At 47.0% G+C, this 14,536-nt stretch carries 13 protein-coding genes; 8 read left to right on the plus strand and 5 right to left on the minus strand.

All coding sequences use genetic code 11. The features are described 5' to 3' along the window. Window positions 1-5: 5 nt before the first annotated feature. The 3 genes from J4N37_RS04510 to J4N37_RS04520 form a co-directional block, all read right to left on the minus strand. Entirely contained in the window at window positions 6-1,340 is a 1,335-nt protein-coding gene (locus tag J4N37_RS04510) for an anti-phage deoxyguanosine triphosphatase (protein ID WP_050541114.1), read from the minus strand. A 3-nt stretch (window positions 1,341-1,343) separates the two neighbouring features. After that, entirely contained in the window at window positions 1,344-1,928 is a 585-nt protein-coding gene (gene yfbR / locus J4N37_RS04515; RefSeq protein ID WP_010447019.1) for a 5'-deoxynucleotidase, read from the minus strand. Window positions 1,929-2,042: 114 nt separating this feature from the next. Then, the gene (locus tag J4N37_RS04520) at window positions 2,043-3,257 is read right to left on the minus strand and encodes a pyridoxal phosphate-dependent aminotransferase (protein WP_010447021.1); all 1,215 of its coding nucleotides are present in this window, start codon (window positions 3,255-3,257) and stop codon (window positions 2,043-2,045) included. A gap of 216 nt (window positions 3,258-3,473) precedes the next feature. Here J4N37_RS04520 and J4N37_RS04525 point away from each other — a divergent pair, with 216 nt between their 5' ends. The 6 genes from J4N37_RS04525 to menE all read left to right on the plus strand — a co-directional run bounded on the left by J4N37_RS04525 (window position 3,474) and on the right by menE (window position 10,696). Further along, on the plus strand, window positions 3,474-4,781 hold the full coding sequence (locus tag J4N37_RS04525; protein ID WP_252041761.1) for an isochorismate synthase: 1,308 nt from the start codon (window positions 3,474-3,476) through the stop codon (window positions 4,779-4,781). Next, window positions 4,778-6,484 (plus strand): 2-succinyl-5-enolpyruvyl-6-hydroxy-3-cyclohexene-1-carboxylic-acid synthase, encoded by a 1,707-nt coding sequence (gene menD, locus J4N37_RS04530; RefSeq protein WP_252041763.1) that lies wholly within the window; start codon window positions 4,778-4,780, stop codon window positions 6,482-6,484. The genes J4N37_RS04525 and menD overlap by 4 nt, the downstream gene beginning before the upstream one ends. Continuing rightward, the gene (menH, locus tag J4N37_RS04535; RefSeq protein WP_252041764.1) at window positions 6,471-7,265 is read left to right on the plus strand and encodes a 2-succinyl-6-hydroxy-2,4-cyclohexadiene-1-carboxylate synthase; all 795 of its coding nucleotides are present in this window, start codon (window positions 6,471-6,473) and stop codon (window positions 7,263-7,265) included. Before menD ends, menH begins: the two co-directional genes overlap by 14 nt. A gap of 26 nt (window positions 7,266-7,291) precedes the next feature. After that, window positions 7,292-8,158, plus strand: a complete 867-nt coding sequence (gene menB, locus J4N37_RS04540; protein WP_009707163.1) for a 1,4-dihydroxy-2-naphthoyl-CoA synthase — start codon at window positions 7,292-7,294, stop codon at window positions 8,156-8,158. A gap of 130 nt (window positions 8,159-8,288) precedes the next feature. Beyond that, window positions 8,289-9,278 (plus strand): o-succinylbenzoate synthase, encoded by a 990-nt coding sequence (gene menC, locus J4N37_RS04545; RefSeq protein ID WP_252041765.1) that lies wholly within the window; start codon window positions 8,289-8,291, stop codon window positions 9,276-9,278. Further along, a complete protein-coding gene (menE, locus tag J4N37_RS04550) occupies window positions 9,263-10,696 on the plus strand; it encodes an o-succinylbenzoate--CoA ligase (RefSeq protein WP_252041766.1) in 1,434 nt (477 codons plus the stop codon). The genes menC and menE overlap by 16 nt, the downstream gene beginning before the upstream one ends. 50 nt (window positions 10,697-10,746) lie before the next feature. Here the strand turns inward: menE and nagE are convergent, their stop codons facing one another. Continuing rightward, window positions 10,747-12,201, minus strand: a complete 1,455-nt coding sequence (gene nagE, locus J4N37_RS04555; protein ID WP_252041767.1) for an N-acetylglucosamine-specific PTS transporter subunit IIBC — start codon at window positions 12,199-12,201, stop codon at window positions 10,747-10,749. A gap of 156 nt (window positions 12,202-12,357) precedes the next feature. Here nagE and J4N37_RS04560 point away from each other — a divergent pair, with 156 nt between their 5' ends. Further along, window positions 12,358-13,239: a LysR substrate-binding domain-containing protein gene (locus J4N37_RS04560; protein WP_252041769.1), complete on the plus strand. Its 882-nt coding sequence runs from the start codon at window positions 12,358-12,360 to the stop codon at window positions 13,237-13,239. 96 nt (window positions 13,240-13,335) lie between these two features. Continuing rightward, window positions 13,336-13,557, plus strand: a complete 222-nt coding sequence (locus J4N37_RS04565) for a hypothetical protein (RefSeq protein ID WP_252041770.1) — start codon at window positions 13,336-13,338, stop codon at window positions 13,555-13,557. Here the strand turns inward: J4N37_RS04565 and J4N37_RS04570 are convergent. Then, on the minus strand, window positions 13,522-14,454 hold the full coding sequence (locus tag J4N37_RS04570; RefSeq protein ID WP_503048310.1) for a YeiH family protein: 933 nt from the start codon (window positions 14,452-14,454) through the stop codon (window positions 13,522-13,524). The two genes, J4N37_RS04565 and J4N37_RS04570, sit on opposite strands and share 36 nt — an antisense overlap. Window positions 14,455-14,536: the final 82 nt, after the last annotated feature.

Here is a 14,536-nt window from a genome sequence, read left to right on the forward strand (position 1 = left end):
TTGCGTTACAAAACGATAGAAGAGAACAATTGACGATGCAGCTTTTGCGCATGGCCATCCGTCATGGCCGAGATGTAGTCGGCAATCACGCGCATCTTGGCACTCTCATTACTTGCTGTTCGCCAAAGCTCTTGAGTGTGTTTTGGCAATAAACGCTCCGGATCAGCGCTCAGAGCTTCAAATAAATCCATGATGATTTGCTGGCCTTTATACTCAACAATTTGTACCTGATGTACTTGGATCACGTACTGGCTAACAAAGCTTTTAAGTACATCGAGTGCTTTAGCCATATGTGGCTCTAAACAAGCATTCCATGCGAGTAGCGAGTTATTAAATGGTACATCAACGACCTTGATTGAAATGCTGGTTAATAGCGCATTTACCATACCGCCAATCGCGTCTTTACGTTCATGGTGTTTACCACTAAACAGCATTTGTCCGATAGAACCTATGTGTGCTTCAAACCATGGGTCGCCACAATCTGCCAATTGACTGGCTGCACCTTCTTGCCATTGCTGACGAGTTACCATGCCAAGCACGATCGCATCTTCCAAGTCATGCACGCCATAAGCGATGTCGTCTGCGAGCTCCATAATCGAACAGTCGAGCGATTTGAATCGTGTTTTACAGTGCTCAAAATCCGATTCTGGGCGACAACGCATTTGGCTTAACAGCGCTTTGTCGCTGTCGGTTAATGGTGCAATGACCCAATCAAACAAGTCTTTATCACAATCGTAAATGCCTTTTGCTGGGCTCCAGTCTTTAGCTTTCAATTTGCGCTGATGCTCAACAGGTTCAGGTAAGCAAACTGCACGCGTGTGGCTGAGTAGAGCGGGGTATTTAATTAGCCCAAGCAATGCTCTTCGCGACAGGTTCATGCCGAAGTGCTCAGTATAGGGTTCTAGCTTGGTAACAATGCGAAAGGTTTGGGCGTTGCCTTCAAATCCACCGTGCTCACGCATCATATAGTTCAGCGCCACTTCACCACCATGACCATAGGGTGGGTGACCAATATCGTGCGCTAAACAGAGAGAGTCGATCAAGCTGTCAGACGGCAGAAGGTCTCGAAACTCAGGTTGTTTCTTCTTAAGTTGAGCGACAATGCCCGTACCCAATTGTGCTGCTTCAAGAGAGTGAGTCAGGCGAGTACGGTGAAAGTCTTCTAAGCTGTTACCATGCACTTGAGTTTTCGCCTGCAAGCGGCGGAATGCGGCGGAGTGTAAGATCCGCGCTCGGTCACGCTGGTAGGGGCTACGATGATCGTCACGGCGGATTTTGTGCTCATCATCATGGCGTTCTTGCCATAGGGCATCTAATTCAAACGACACTTTTCTCTCCATCAATTAGCTGATTTCATCCAGCGATAATTCAAAGCTTGGGGCAAAGGTATGTAAGAAGTATTCCATTTCAGGTGTTTTGCGCTCTTGTAGAGTAATGTCGAGGCGCTTTTTTGCTAAGGCAAATTCGTGATTGCCTGCACTCAACTCTTCAAGACACTTTAAGTAGGCACAAATGGAATCGGCTTGTTTTACAATTTTTGCGTCTTCTGCATGGGCTGAGTGAGAAAGCAGATAGGGTGCGAAATCATCTTGGAATTCTTCAGGTAACATCGACAGTAGTTTCTGCTCGGCAGCCGCTTCTATCTTTTTATATTCTTTGGCAATTTCCGGATTGTAGTATTTGACGGGTGTCGGCAAATCGCCAGTCAAAACCTCACTAGAGTCATGATACATGGCGAGAATTGCAATACGCTCAGGGTTAAGAGTACCGCCGAATTTTTTGTTTTTGATTAGGGCGAGTGCGTGGGCGACAAAAGCAACCTGCAAGCTGTGCTCCGAGACGTTCTCTGGTGATACGGAGCGCATCAAGGGCCAACGTTGGATCAGTTTCATTCGTGCGAGGTGGGCGAAAAAATGGCTTTCTATCATTGCTCTCTCCTGAACGCCAACTCACTAACTATTCGGTCAGCGGTTTTGGCATTTAATACGAAAAAGGAGCTCACTGGGAGCTCCTCTAAGCATATGAGAGTTCAGCAGTAATTACTACTGGCTGTATGTCGTTAAGAATCGCTCAAAGCGTCCGATCGCGGTTTCGAGCTCTTCCACGTGTGGTAAGGTCACGATGCGGAAGTGGTCTGGTTTCGGCCAATTAAAGCCAGAACCTTGCACCAACAGTACTTTCTCTTGCTTCAAGAAATCCAACACCATCTGTTGGTCATTCTTAATGTTGTACATCTTAGTATCGATTTTCGGGAACAGATACATTGCACCTTTTGGCTTCACACAGGAAACACCAGGGATCTGGTTGATCAGCTCGTAAGCGCGGTTTCGTTGTTCAAGTAGGCGACCACCCGGTAGGATTAACTCGTTAATGCTTTGGTAGCCACCCAACGCGGTCTGAATCGCATGCTGCATTGGAACGTTGGCACATAGACGCATCGAAGACAGCAGTTCAAGACCGTTAATGTAGCCTTGTGCTAAGTGCTTAGGGCCAGTTAAGAACATCCAGCCACCACGGAAACCACAAACACGGTACGCTTTTGATAGACCATTAAAGGTCATTACCAATACATCTTCGGTTAGCGTGGCAACGGAAGTGTGTGTGGCGCCGTCATAAAGCACTTTGTCGTAAATTTCATCTGCAAAAATGATCAACTTGTGCTGACGTGCAATCTCAATCACTTCCAACAAGAAGTCACGACTGTAAACCGCACCTGTTGGGTTGTTCGGGTTGATCAGAACAATGCCACGTGTTTTTGGTGTGATTTTCTTTTTGATGTCTTCTAGATCTGGGTACCAGTCTGCGCCCTCGTCACATAGGTAGTGAACCGGTTTACCGCCAGACAATGCAACCGACGCTGTCCATAACGGGTAATCCGGCGCTGGGATGAGCATTTCATCGCCATTGTTCAATAGCGCTTGCATCGCCATTACGATCAGTTCTGACACACCGTTACCAACGTAAACATCTTCAACATCAAGGGAGCGGATGCCTTTACGTTGATAGTGCTGCACCACGGCTTTACGCGCAGAGTAGATACCTTTGGAATCACAGTAGCCTTGAGAGGTCGGTAGATTGCGAATCACGTCTACCAGAATCTCATCCGGGGCGTCAAAACCAAAAGGGGCGGGGTTACCAATGTTTAGCTTTAGGATTTTATGCCCTTCTTCCTCCATGCGCTTAGCATGTTTGAGTACAGGACCCCTAATGTCGTAGCAGACATTGTCGAGTTTTGACGACATCCCGATATTTTGCATTGCTTAATTCCTAAAAAATCGTTAATTTCTTTATTAAAATACAATAATTTGATTTTTAATAGAATAAAAATCTGTAAATTATCCGTTTGCTGGCTATCTTTTGTCCGGTTGGTATCACAGGATTTTGCAAAAGATCGCATACGACCTTGATTTGCGTAAGGTCTAAACTTAGAGTAGCCGTCAGTTACCACTATCCTCACATGTTTCGAGGTTGATTTGTCACAGTTCCATCAAGCCGTAAAGAGAATTATCGAGCGAGTTCAGCAAACGGAAGGCAATCAAACACGTTTAGTCGAGCCACTCAGCGAGAAACCGAGTTTCGCGTTTATTGACTGGCTTGAAGCACAACCACTTTTTCCCAAGTTTTACTGGCAGTCCCGTGATACTCGTGAAGAAGTTGTTGCCCTAGGTCAACTCCATTCTTTTGTTGAGCCCGGCCCTGCCTATACGATCCTTGGCGAAGGCCAACGAGTATGGGGTGGTCGCTCATTTGATGGTCAGCACGAGAAGAATCGTCGCTGCATGCCGTCCTTCTTTTTCCTTCCGCAAATCGAGTTGATTCGTTTTGACGATCAATGGTCGCTTGCGGTAAACATCTCAGAAGATAAAACCCGTACATTAGCAGGCTTACAAAAGTTGGCTTGTGATGTGCCTACGCTTGCGCCGATTTCTGCTCATATCCGTTCTATTGATCATGCGCCAACTGAGCCTCAATGGAATGCATTGGTAGAAAAAGTGCTGACTGGCATCGATAACGATGACTTTAAGAAGGTGGTTTTGGCGCGTCGTTCGAAAGTGCATCTAGACTCCATGCTTTCTGCGGCACAGCTTCTGAAAGCGAGCTATTTAAATAATCACCACAGTTTTCACTTTCTACTGAGCTTGGACAGCAAACACAGTTTTATGGGGTCGACTCCCGAACGTTTGTATTCGCGTGTAGGTCATGAACTTCATACCGAAGCGTTGGCTGGCACCATTGGTCGTGGTGGCAACGCGACTCAGGATATGGAGCTTGCAAACTGGTTGTCGCAAGACACTAAGAACCTCAATGAAAACCAATATGTGGTTGATGACATCATTGACCGTTTAACTCCGCATTCGGAAGTGGTTGAAGTGGAGCAAGAGCCTCGCTTGGTTCGCCTGAGAAAAGTGCAGCACTTGAAGCGTAATATTTATGCAGAGCTCAAGGCTGGTATCAACGGCGTGCAATTGCTTTCTGCACTGCAACCGACAGCGGCTGTTGCTGGTTTGCCTCGTAAAGAATCAATGCAATTTATTCTAGACAATGAACCATTTGCACGCGGTTGGTATGCTGGCTCGATGGGCTACATCAGTCACGAACGCGCGGAGTTTTGTGTCGCAATCCGAAGTGCGTTAGTTCTTGGGGACCAAGTTCAATTGTTTGCTGGCGCTGGTATTGTTCCGGGGTCTATTGCAGAACACGAATGGGCTGAGTTGGATAAAAAAATGTCGACACTACTTTCTCTTATTTCAGACCACCCACCGCTTGGGGTTGCATCATGAGTGCAGATCAAGCTGTTTTAAATCGCATCTGGTCTGAAACCATCCTGACAGAATTGAACCGCTTTGGTGTGAACCACGTTTGTATCGCTCCGGGCTCTCGTTCAACACCATTAACGCTAGAAGCTGCAGATAACCCAAACTTTACCATTCACACCCATTTTGATGAGCGTGGATTGGGATTTATGGCGTTGGGGCTTGCAAAGGCAAGTAAAGATCCTGTGGCCGTTATCGTGACGTCTGGTACAGCGGTGGCGAACTTACTGCCAGCTATTGCAGAAGCAAAGCTAACGGGTGAAAAACTGGTGGTGCTTACCGCCGATCGCCCGGTGGAGCTGGTGGGCTGTGGCGCTAACCAAGCCATCAACCAGCTTGGCATTTTTTCGCAGCACGTTTGTGACAGTTTGAACTTGCCGAGTCCTTCGCTAACAACACCACTCAATTGGTTACTAACGTCGGTTGATGAAGTGATGTTTACTCAGCGCTTGAGAGGCAGTGCTGTCCATATCAACTTTGCTTTTCCTGAGCCTTTGTACTCCAATGGAGAAAAGGGCACGTATCAAAGCTATCTTGATGCCGTAGCATCTTGGCAGGAGAGCTCGGATACTTATTGTCGCCGTTTTATCTCACTGGCTAACGACGAGCATCCGGCATGCTTTGACAAGAAAGGTTTGGTGATTATCGGCAGCTTACCCTTAGAGCAAGCACAAGCTGCCAAGCAGTTTGCTGACAAGATGGGGTGGCCTATTTTATCTGACCCACAAAGCGGCATTAGTTCTGATTGGGCATACTACGACTTATGGCTGCAGCACTCGAAGTTTGCGAAACAAATAGAATGTTGTGATCTCATTGTTCAGTTTGGTAGCCGCATTATCTCTAAGCGCTTAAATCAGTGGGTAGAAAAACAGGCTTCGGCTTCTAAAGTTGCTTATTGGTTGATTTCGCCACGCTTGGAACGTGACAACCAAAGCCATCTGCCACAATCTCATTGGGTCATAGAGCCTTCCGATTGGGTTGCCCAATCGCCTTGTGGTGAGTCTCATCATGCGGGCTGGGCAGCGAAGTTGTCAGAAGATATTCAGCAAGTAAGCCAAAATTCGAAAGCGTTATTTGCTTCTGATCCTCATAGTGAACTTAATGAGATCGCTTTAGCCATCGATGTGGCTGAACGTGCTCGAGGTGTCGACCTGTTTATGGGGAACAGTTTGTTTGTTCGCTTGGTTGATATGTTTGGCAAGGTGGATAACACAGAGGTCTTCACTAACCGCGGTGCATCTGGCATCGATGGTCTGTTTGCAACGGCTAGCGGTGTTCAGCGTAATCGCAATAATCCAATGCTGATGTACATTGGCGACACATCTGCGCTTTATGATACGAATTCGCTCGCTTTGTTCACGCATACGCAGCAGCCAACGGTAATTGTGATTACCAATAATGATGGTGGTGCTATCTTCGATATGCTGCCAGTACCTGTCTCACATCGAGAAAAGTTCTATCAAATGCCGCACGGTTATCAGTTTGAACATGCTGCGAAGCAATTCGGTTTGCAATACTGTAAGCCTGAAACACTGGCTGAATACCAATCTTTGGTTTCTGAACATTTTGCTTCAGGGCAAGGTACGTTAGTGTTGGAAGTACAAACGCCACCAAATCAAGCGACTGATCATTTAAGAGCCTTCAATAAGAATTTGCATGCTCTATTCTGAACATTTTCCCGCAACTGAAATACACCAAGGGAGCACTTTGCCGACTCTGGTGTTTTTGCATGGTTTGCTCGGCAGTGGCGAGGATTGGCAACAGTGCTTAAGTGCTTTACCTCAGTATGACCGAGTAACGATTGACTTACCCGGGCACGGGCGCAGCCAGTCTATTTTTTGCAGCGATCTGAATGATTGCTGCAAATTACTCAATTCCGCACTATCTTTACTATTTCCCTCGCAACAACCGCTTATCCTGATTGGTTACTCAATGGGTGGACGCATTGCTATGCATGGCCTTGCTCACCAATGTTTTCCAGATCTCAATATTTGTGGAAGCATTGTTGAAGGAGGAAACTTCGGGCTTCAAAGTGAGTCAGATAAACAGGCACGGTTCGATAACGATTCGCGCTGGGCAAAGCGTTTCAAAACGGAGCCTCTTGCCTGTGTTTTGAACGATTGGTACCAACAGTTGGTCTTTTCTTCACTAAACCATGAGCAAAGACAAACATTGATTGCGAAACGAAGTGCTAATCTTGGTTCCGCGGTAGCGGATATGCTGATTGCAACGTCATTAGCGAAGCAGTCTTATTTGCTCCCGGCCCTGCAACAGCAAGCGGTTCCACTGCATTATATCTGCGGCGAAAAAGACAAAAAATTTAGCCAACTGGCTGAGACAAGCGGGTTGGCGTATCGACAAATCGAAGGTGCTGGACATAACGTCCACCAAGAGCAACCACAGCGATTTGCGAGGCAAGTTAATCAAATAATTCATTCTCACTTTGAGTGAGAGCAACGAGAACAATGGGAATCACCATGGCTAAAACAGTAGGCATTTCTGAAGAAGAACTTTACGCTCCGGTTCAATGGAAAGATTGCAGCGAGAAATACGAGGACATTCATTACCACAAGTCTGTAGATGGTATCGCGAAAATCACTATTGCACGTCCTCAAGTGCGTAACGCGTTCCGCCCTCAAACGGTGAAAGAGATGATTGATGCGTTGGCAGATGCACGCTACGACTCTGGTGTTGGCGTGATCATTCTGACAGGTCTCGGTGAAGACGCATTCTGTTCTGGCGGTGACCAGAAGATCCGTGGCGACTACGGCGGCTACAAAGACGACCAAGGTACGCACCACTTAAACGTATTGGACTTCCAACGTGATATTCGCACTTGTCCAAAACCAGTGATCGCATCGGTAGCAGGTTGGGCTGTGGGCGGTGGTCACGTATTGCACATGATGTGTGATCTAACGATTGCTGCTGACAACGCTCAATTTGGTCAAACAGGCCCTAAAGTGGGTTCATTTGATGGCGGTTGGGGCGCATCTTACATGGCCCGCATCGTAGGCCAAAAGAAAGCTCGCGAAATCTGGTTCCTATGTCGTTTCTACAATGCTCAAGAAGCGGTAGACATGGGCTTGGTTAACACGGTTGTACCACTAGCGGATCTAGAGAAAGAAACCGTTCGTTGGTGTCGTGAAGTACTGCAACACAGCCCAATGGCACTGCGTTGCTTGAAAGCTGCATTGAACGCGGACTGTGATGGTCAAGCGGGTCTGCAAGAACTTGCGGGTAACGCAACCATGATGTTCTACATGACGGATGAAGGCCAAGAAGGCCGTAACGCATTCAACGAGAAACGTCGCCCAGACTTCGACAAGTTCCCTCGTAACCCATAATCCGTATAAGAAGAGGAGCCATTGTGCTCCTCTGTTTCGTTTTTCGTCCTGAGCGTCTCGCCCTCTGGGAGACTGGCGGGTTCTCTCGTTAAAAAGCTCAGAATATACGGCATTACATAGGATTCGAATTATGCGTAAAGCGAAGATTTACCGTTACTGCCTACCAATGGACAGCGGCGTAATACTGCGTGATAACAAGCTGACGGAACGTAAAGGTTATATCCTTGAATTAACGGACGGTGACAAGTTTGGTCGTGGTGAAGTTGCCCCTTTGGTTGGCTTTAGCCTAGAAGGCACTGAGGAAGCGGGTATTCAGCTGCAAGCGCAAGCAGAGCGCTGGGTGGCAAACTTGCCTTTAGATTACAACCACATGTATCCATCGGTTGCGTTTGGTCTGTCTATGGCTCAGTTGGAGCTTGAAGGCGGTTTACCTGCACAAGGTAAGTACCAAGTCGCCCCTCTGTGTAACGGTGATCCAGACGATCTGATCCCGAAACTGAACGAAATGGAAGGCGAAAAAGTCGCGAAAGTAAAAGTGGGTTTATACGAACCGATTCGCGACGGTATGCTGGTGAACTTGTTCCTTGAGTCGATTCCCCAGTTGACGCTTCGTCTTGATGCAAACCGTGCTTGGACACCAGAAAAAGCACAGCAGTTTGCTAAGTACATTGCACCATCATTACGCCAGCGCATTACCTTCTTGGAAGAGCCATGCCGCTCTCCGGGTGATAGCCTGTCTTTTGCAATCAATACGGGTATTGCAATCGCGTGGGATGAAACATTGCAAGATGCGGTTCGCCGTGAAGACTTCAGCTTAGAAGACCTTACCGGTGTGAAGACCATCATCATTAAGCCAACGCTGATCGGCTCGGTTGATTTCTGTATTAAGCTGATTGAAAAGGCGAAGACGTTGGGTATCAAAGCGGTGATCAGTTCGAGCATTGAATCAAGCCTTGGCCTGAACCAGCTTGCTCGCTTAGCGCAATGGCAACTACCTAATGAGATCCCAGGTCTGGATACTATTGGTTTGTTCAAAGCGCAGCTAGAGCAGGGTTGGCCGAAGTGTGAACTTCCAGTTATTCCGCTTTCAGAGCAGGAGTTAGTGTGGCATTCAGCATAGATACTATTGCGATTGCACCATGGAAATACTGGGCTCAAGTGAGCCCTTTTTCTATTGCGCTTGAGACAATCAAAGAGCAAGTTAACTGGCAGCAATTGACTGCTCGTGTTGACTTGTATTCTCGCTACCTTCAACAACGAGGTGTCGCGAGTGGAGACGTGGTGACGCTAGTCGGTAAGAACCAAGTTGAAACCTTGTGGTTTTATCTTGCCGCTCAGCAGAGCGGCGCAATCACTGCGTTGACCATGCCGCAGCCTTTTGATGCGCTTTCAGGTAAGCTAACGACGCTATATAAGCCAACTCAACAACGTTTTGTGTGGTTTGCAGATGGTGCTGCCAGTGGCTACTCTGAACAGCAGTTATCGCAACTATGTATCATCCAGCTTTCGACTCTGGATAACGAATCGCAAAGTGACGTTGGCACTTCAAACGAAGGCTACGCACATGATGCTTTAGCGTCTATTGTGTTTACCTCTGGCTCGACAGGCACCCCTAAAGCCGTGGTGCATACTCATCGTCAGCACCTGGCTTCTGCTCAAGGTCTGTTAAGCGAATTCCAATTCAACCATCAAGGTACTTGGCTGCTTTCCTTGCCGCTTTACCACGTGTCAGGCTTGGCGATTGTCTATCGCTGGCTATTTGCTGGTGCAACACTCAAAGTGGGGGGCGGAAATCTTGCTGATGATATTCTTGGTGTCTCTCACGCTTCTTTAGTCGCGACCCAGCTTAAGCGTTTACTGGATGATGAAGTCAAACTGTCTCTCACGCATGTCTTACTGGGCGGTAGTCATGTAGCGCACGAACTCGCTTTGCGAGCAACGCAGCAAGGCATTGAAACTTGGCTAGGCTATGGTATGACAGAAGCGGCTTCTACTGTAACTGCAAAGCAAATCGATAGCATTAGTAACGCGGGCCACCTATTACGAAATCGCGATATTAAGCTGGTGGAAGAGCGTATTTATATCGGTGGGCAGACGCTAGCGGCGGGCTATTTCAAGCAAGGCTCAGTTACCTCACTTCTGAATGAAAATGGTTGGTTCGACAGTAAGGATCTCGGAAAGTGGCAAGGCGACGAACTCAAGATCATTGGTCGAGCAGACAATCAATTTATCTCTGGCGGTGAGAATGTTCACTGTGAAGAAATTGAAGCGGTACTGAACCAAATTGAGAGTATTTCACAGAGTATTGTTGTGCCAGTAGAGGATGTGGAGTTTGGACACCGACCAGTGGCTGTGATTCAAACAGAGTCGTTACTGGACAAAGAGCAATACGAACAACATTTGCAAACTAAGCTAGAAAAATTCAAATGGCCAGTGGCGTATTACGCAATGCCTCAAACCCTGTTGGGTGGGGGAATCAAAATCTCGCGCAAAGCGGTGAAAGACTGGTTAAAAAATGAAGTGCAAAACGGTGACTAAGCGTTATTGCACTTCAGGGGGATGTGGTGATGGTGAGTCACCACAATTCTTTAATTAGCGAGCGCGAGTTTCATCTGCTCAGCTACCTTATCTACTTTTCCTAGACCGATGATCACTTGTAAACCGCCTTTACCAATACAAACCACGCCTGCTGCGCCGAGTTGTTTCAGTTTTGCCTCGTCAGCCAGCGATGAATCCTTAACGGTTAGACGTAAACGAGTAATGCAGTTGTCCACTTCTAGGATGTTGTCTGCACCGCCAATCGCTGCAATGTAGTCTTTTGCAAGCTCGCCAACGTTCTCAGTCACTTCTTTTTCCATGTCTTCGCCACGACCTGGTGTTCGCAGGTTGAACTTGATGATTGCGAAGCGGAATACACTGTAGTAAATCGCAAAGAAGACTAAACCTTGTGGGATCAGCATGTACCATTTGGTTGCCAGTGGGTTTTGGCTTGAGAGTACGAAGTCAACAAAACCTGCTGAGAAACCAAAGCCCGCCATCCACTGCATGCTTGCTGCAATGTACATTGAGATACCAGTCAGTACCGCGTGAATCAGGTACAGCACTGGCGCTAGGAACATAAAGCTGAACTCTAGAGGCTCTGTAATACCAGTGAAGAAGGACGCCATTGCCGCAGCCAACATGATTGAGAACACTTTGGTTTTGTTTTGTTTATCAGCACAGTGATAAATCGCAAGTGCAGCGCCCGGCAGACCAAACATCATGATTGGAAAGAAACCTGCTTGGTACATACCCGTCTGGCCAACTACAGCAGTGCCGTTAGCAATAGACTGTGCGCCGCCTAAGAAGTTTGGAATGTCGTTGATACCTACCACATCAAACCAGAAGACTGGGTAAAGTGCGTGGTGCATACCGATTGTTAGCATCAGACGGTTAAAGAAACCAAATAAACCCGCGCCAACTGCCCCCATGGATTCAAGTTTGGTTCCGAAAATAATTAATGCATCGTAAATCACAGGCCATACGTAAAGCAGAACAAAAGCCAACGCCATACCTGCGATAGAGGTGAGGATAGGAACTAGGCGTTTGCCACTAAAGAACGCCAGCGCTTTTGGTAGCTCGACTCCGGAGTAACGGTTGTAGATTTCAGCGGAGATAATACCCACCAAGATACCGATGAACTGGTTGTTGATTTTGTTGAAGGCATCCGGCACTTCATCTGCAGCGACATCCATTAGCTGTGTAACGGCACCCGGCGCTAGTAGCGTAGTCAGTACCATAAAGCAGATGAAGCCAGACAGTGCTGCTGAGCCGTTTTTGTCTTTACTTAATCCAAATGCAACGCCGACGGCGAACAGTATCGCCATGTTATCGATGATGGCTCCGCCTGATTTAATGAGAAATGCCGCCAAAACACTCTCAGAACCCCAGCCGACCGGATCTATCCAGTAGCCAATCCCCATTAAGATTGCCGCAGCGGGTAAGGTCGCTACCGGAACCATTAATGCCTTACCGACTTTTTGCATGTAGCCGAGTATATTCATATTTGCCCCTATAATTTTAATGCCACCTAAAACATGATCTATGTTTGAAAGTGACGTTTTTATTAAGTTTCTAAGGGCTATTTGAAACTTAATTATCGACGCAAACAAACGAATTCACTACTATCATGAATTAATATTTTTAATGCATGGTCGATCATGGCAAACCAACAGTTACTGCTTCGAAACCTTCATACCTTTAGCATCGCAGCGAAGCATCTTAGCTTTACGCAGGCAGCAAAAGAGCTGCACTTAACTCAAGGAGCCGTAAGCCATCGCATCAAAGTCTTAGAACAGGAGCTTGGTTTCTCTCTGTTTGTTCGAGGCACCCGCAAACTCGAACTGACATCAGAAGGGCATCGATTTCAAAAAACGTTATCTACGTCACTCAGTACCATTTTTAATGAGATTGAAGAGATTAAGTCGACGGACTTGGTGGGTGAATTAAACATTGCTGCATCACCGGGGTTTTTGAATGGGTGGCTGATGCCTCGTATTGCGGATTTCCAACGTCATTTCCCGGGTTTTAACCTCAACCTTTTCGCGCAAGAAAACCAACTTGATTTGGTGACCAACCAGATTGATGTAGCCATTTTTTACGATACGGACCATTTGGTCGATGTGTATCGTCAGCGACTATTTGGCGAAAAGTACATTCCGGTCTGTACGCCTCAGTACATGAAGGAACTGAATATTCTGGAAGATGGTATGAAGTCACTCCGACGGATTAACTTTATTCATGCTCTCGGTTCGGATGTATGGCAGCGATGGGTTACTTATATGGAGCTGGATATTGATATTTTTCAGCATTTTTACTGCGTAAGTCACCGTGATATGGCGATGCTAGCGGCAAGAAATCACGTCGGGGTCGCGATGGGGCGCTATCGATTCGTGAAAGATTTTTTAGATAAAGGTGAGTTGGTCAGCCCTTATCCGATGATGGATACCCAGTTGGGTTACGACTTAATTTGCCCTTCAGGCTACGAGCACCGACCTAAAGTGAAAACCTTTATCTCTTGGATAGAAAGTCAACTTAGTTGATTTCGCAATGAATTAGTCGAAAAGGGAATTTCGTATCCTTATAACTCTGAATTATAATCATGCTCAAAGGTTAAGGAATAAAGCATAAGGTTCAGGATGATCAAATTAGCGTTAGCGGCAGCGGTGTTATTGCAAATCGGCGTTGCTGTCAGCACTGAGGGCTTAACGCGCTCGTTGGCTGAGTTAACCGCCTTTCTGGTTGCGATTGCTTTAGTGTTGGTACACAGAAGCCAAAGTGTACAAAAAGCGAAGTCAACTCAGCCAGATAAAATCAATCAAGGTTTAGCTGAAAAGAAGCCAGCCAAGCGAGGTTGTTGAAATCAGTACCCATAGCGTTACACCAAACATCAGCGGTTTTGCGCCTGCTGACTTCAGTTTCGATACTGAAATACTGCAACCAATCAAGAACAGACACACCACAAGGGCTTGCTTAGCAATGGCAAAAATGCCTTGGTACATCACTTCAAATTGTGGGAAGAAGTCGCTGAATGCAATCGCAGCGCAGTACCAGAAAATGAAGTAAGGAATCACTAACTTACTCTTGCCTTCCTCACCGTTTCCACGGGAAAAAATCACAGCACTCACTAGCGCGACAGGAATGATCCACAATGCGCGAGCAAGCTTCAATGTTGTTGCGGTAGTCAATGCTTCTTCACCGTAGGCAGATGCCGCACCCACAACGGAAGAGGTATCGTGAATTGCAATCGCGGCCCACGTTCCGAACGTGTGCTGATCCAAGCCAACAGCGTGACCAATCACAGGGAAGATAAACAGCGCCAGCGAGTTGAGCACAAAAACCGTCGCTAGAGCTAAGCCAATTTGTTCATCTTTTGCTTTGATCGCAGGCGCGACAGCGGCAATCGCGCTACCACCACAAATCGCAGTACCAGAAGCGATTAGGTAGGCTGTGGTGCGCTCTAGCTTAATGGCCTTCGCGATCATCATGCCGATCACCAGTGTTCCGAGAATGGTTGCAATGATCAGACCAATGCCATCAGAGGTGACGGCGAGAGCCTGCTCAAAGTGAATGCCGAAGCCTAAGCCAATGATCGAATAGGAAAGCAGCTTCTTAGTAAAAGAGGCAATAGGAAGTTCGGTCGGTACTAGGCTGAAGCTCGCCAATAGAAAACCGATCACAAGCGCAATAGGAGAGGACACAAAAGGGGTCAAACAAAACAGCAGTGCCAACCCAAAGGGGATATTCTTTGTATTCAAGGGTGTCGTTCGTGGTTGTGAGTTAAAGCGTGGAGTATACAGTAACGCTTTGGGTCAGAAAGTCTTAATGAATTGAACATGC

It is taken from the genome of Vibrio sp. SCSIO 43153 (assembly GCF_023716625.1).
Classification (GTDB): domain Bacteria; phylum Pseudomonadota; class Gammaproteobacteria; order Enterobacterales; family Vibrionaceae; genus Vibrio; species Vibrio rotiferianus.

Excerpts from the sequence above, each read along its gene's own strand:
- J4N37_RS04520 (WP_010447021.1), bottom strand. The coding sequence starts at position 3,257 with ATGCAAAATATCGGGATGTCGTCAAAACTCGACAATGTCTGCTACGAC.
- yfbR (WP_010447019.1), bottom strand. The coding sequence starts at position 1,928 with ATGATAGAAAGCCATTTTTTCGCCCACCTCGCACGAATGAAACTGATC.
- menC (WP_252041765.1), top strand. The coding sequence starts at position 8,289 with ATGCGTAAAGCGAAGATTTACCGTTACTGCCTACCAATGGACAGCGGC.
- J4N37_RS04510 (WP_050541114.1), bottom strand. The coding sequence starts at position 1,340 with ATGGAGAGAAAAGTGTCGTTTGAATTAGATGCCCTATGGCAAGAACGC.
- J4N37_RS04565 (WP_252041770.1), top strand. The coding sequence starts at position 13,336 with ATGATCAAATTAGCGTTAGCGGCAGCGGTGTTATTGCAAATCGGCGTT.
- menH (WP_252041764.1), top strand. The coding sequence starts at position 6,471 with ATGCTCTATTCTGAACATTTTCCCGCAACTGAAATACACCAAGGGAGC.
- menD (WP_252041763.1), top strand. The coding sequence starts at position 4,778 with ATGAGTGCAGATCAAGCTGTTTTAAATCGCATCTGGTCTGAAACCATC.
- menB (WP_009707163.1), top strand. The coding sequence starts at position 7,292 with ATGGCTAAAACAGTAGGCATTTCTGAAGAAGAACTTTACGCTCCGGTT.
- nagE (WP_252041767.1), bottom strand. The coding sequence starts at position 12,201 with ATGAATATACTCGGCTACATGCAAAAAGTCGGTAAGGCATTAATGGTT.
- J4N37_RS04560 (WP_252041769.1), top strand. The coding sequence starts at position 12,358 with ATGGCAAACCAACAGTTACTGCTTCGAAACCTTCATACCTTTAGCATC.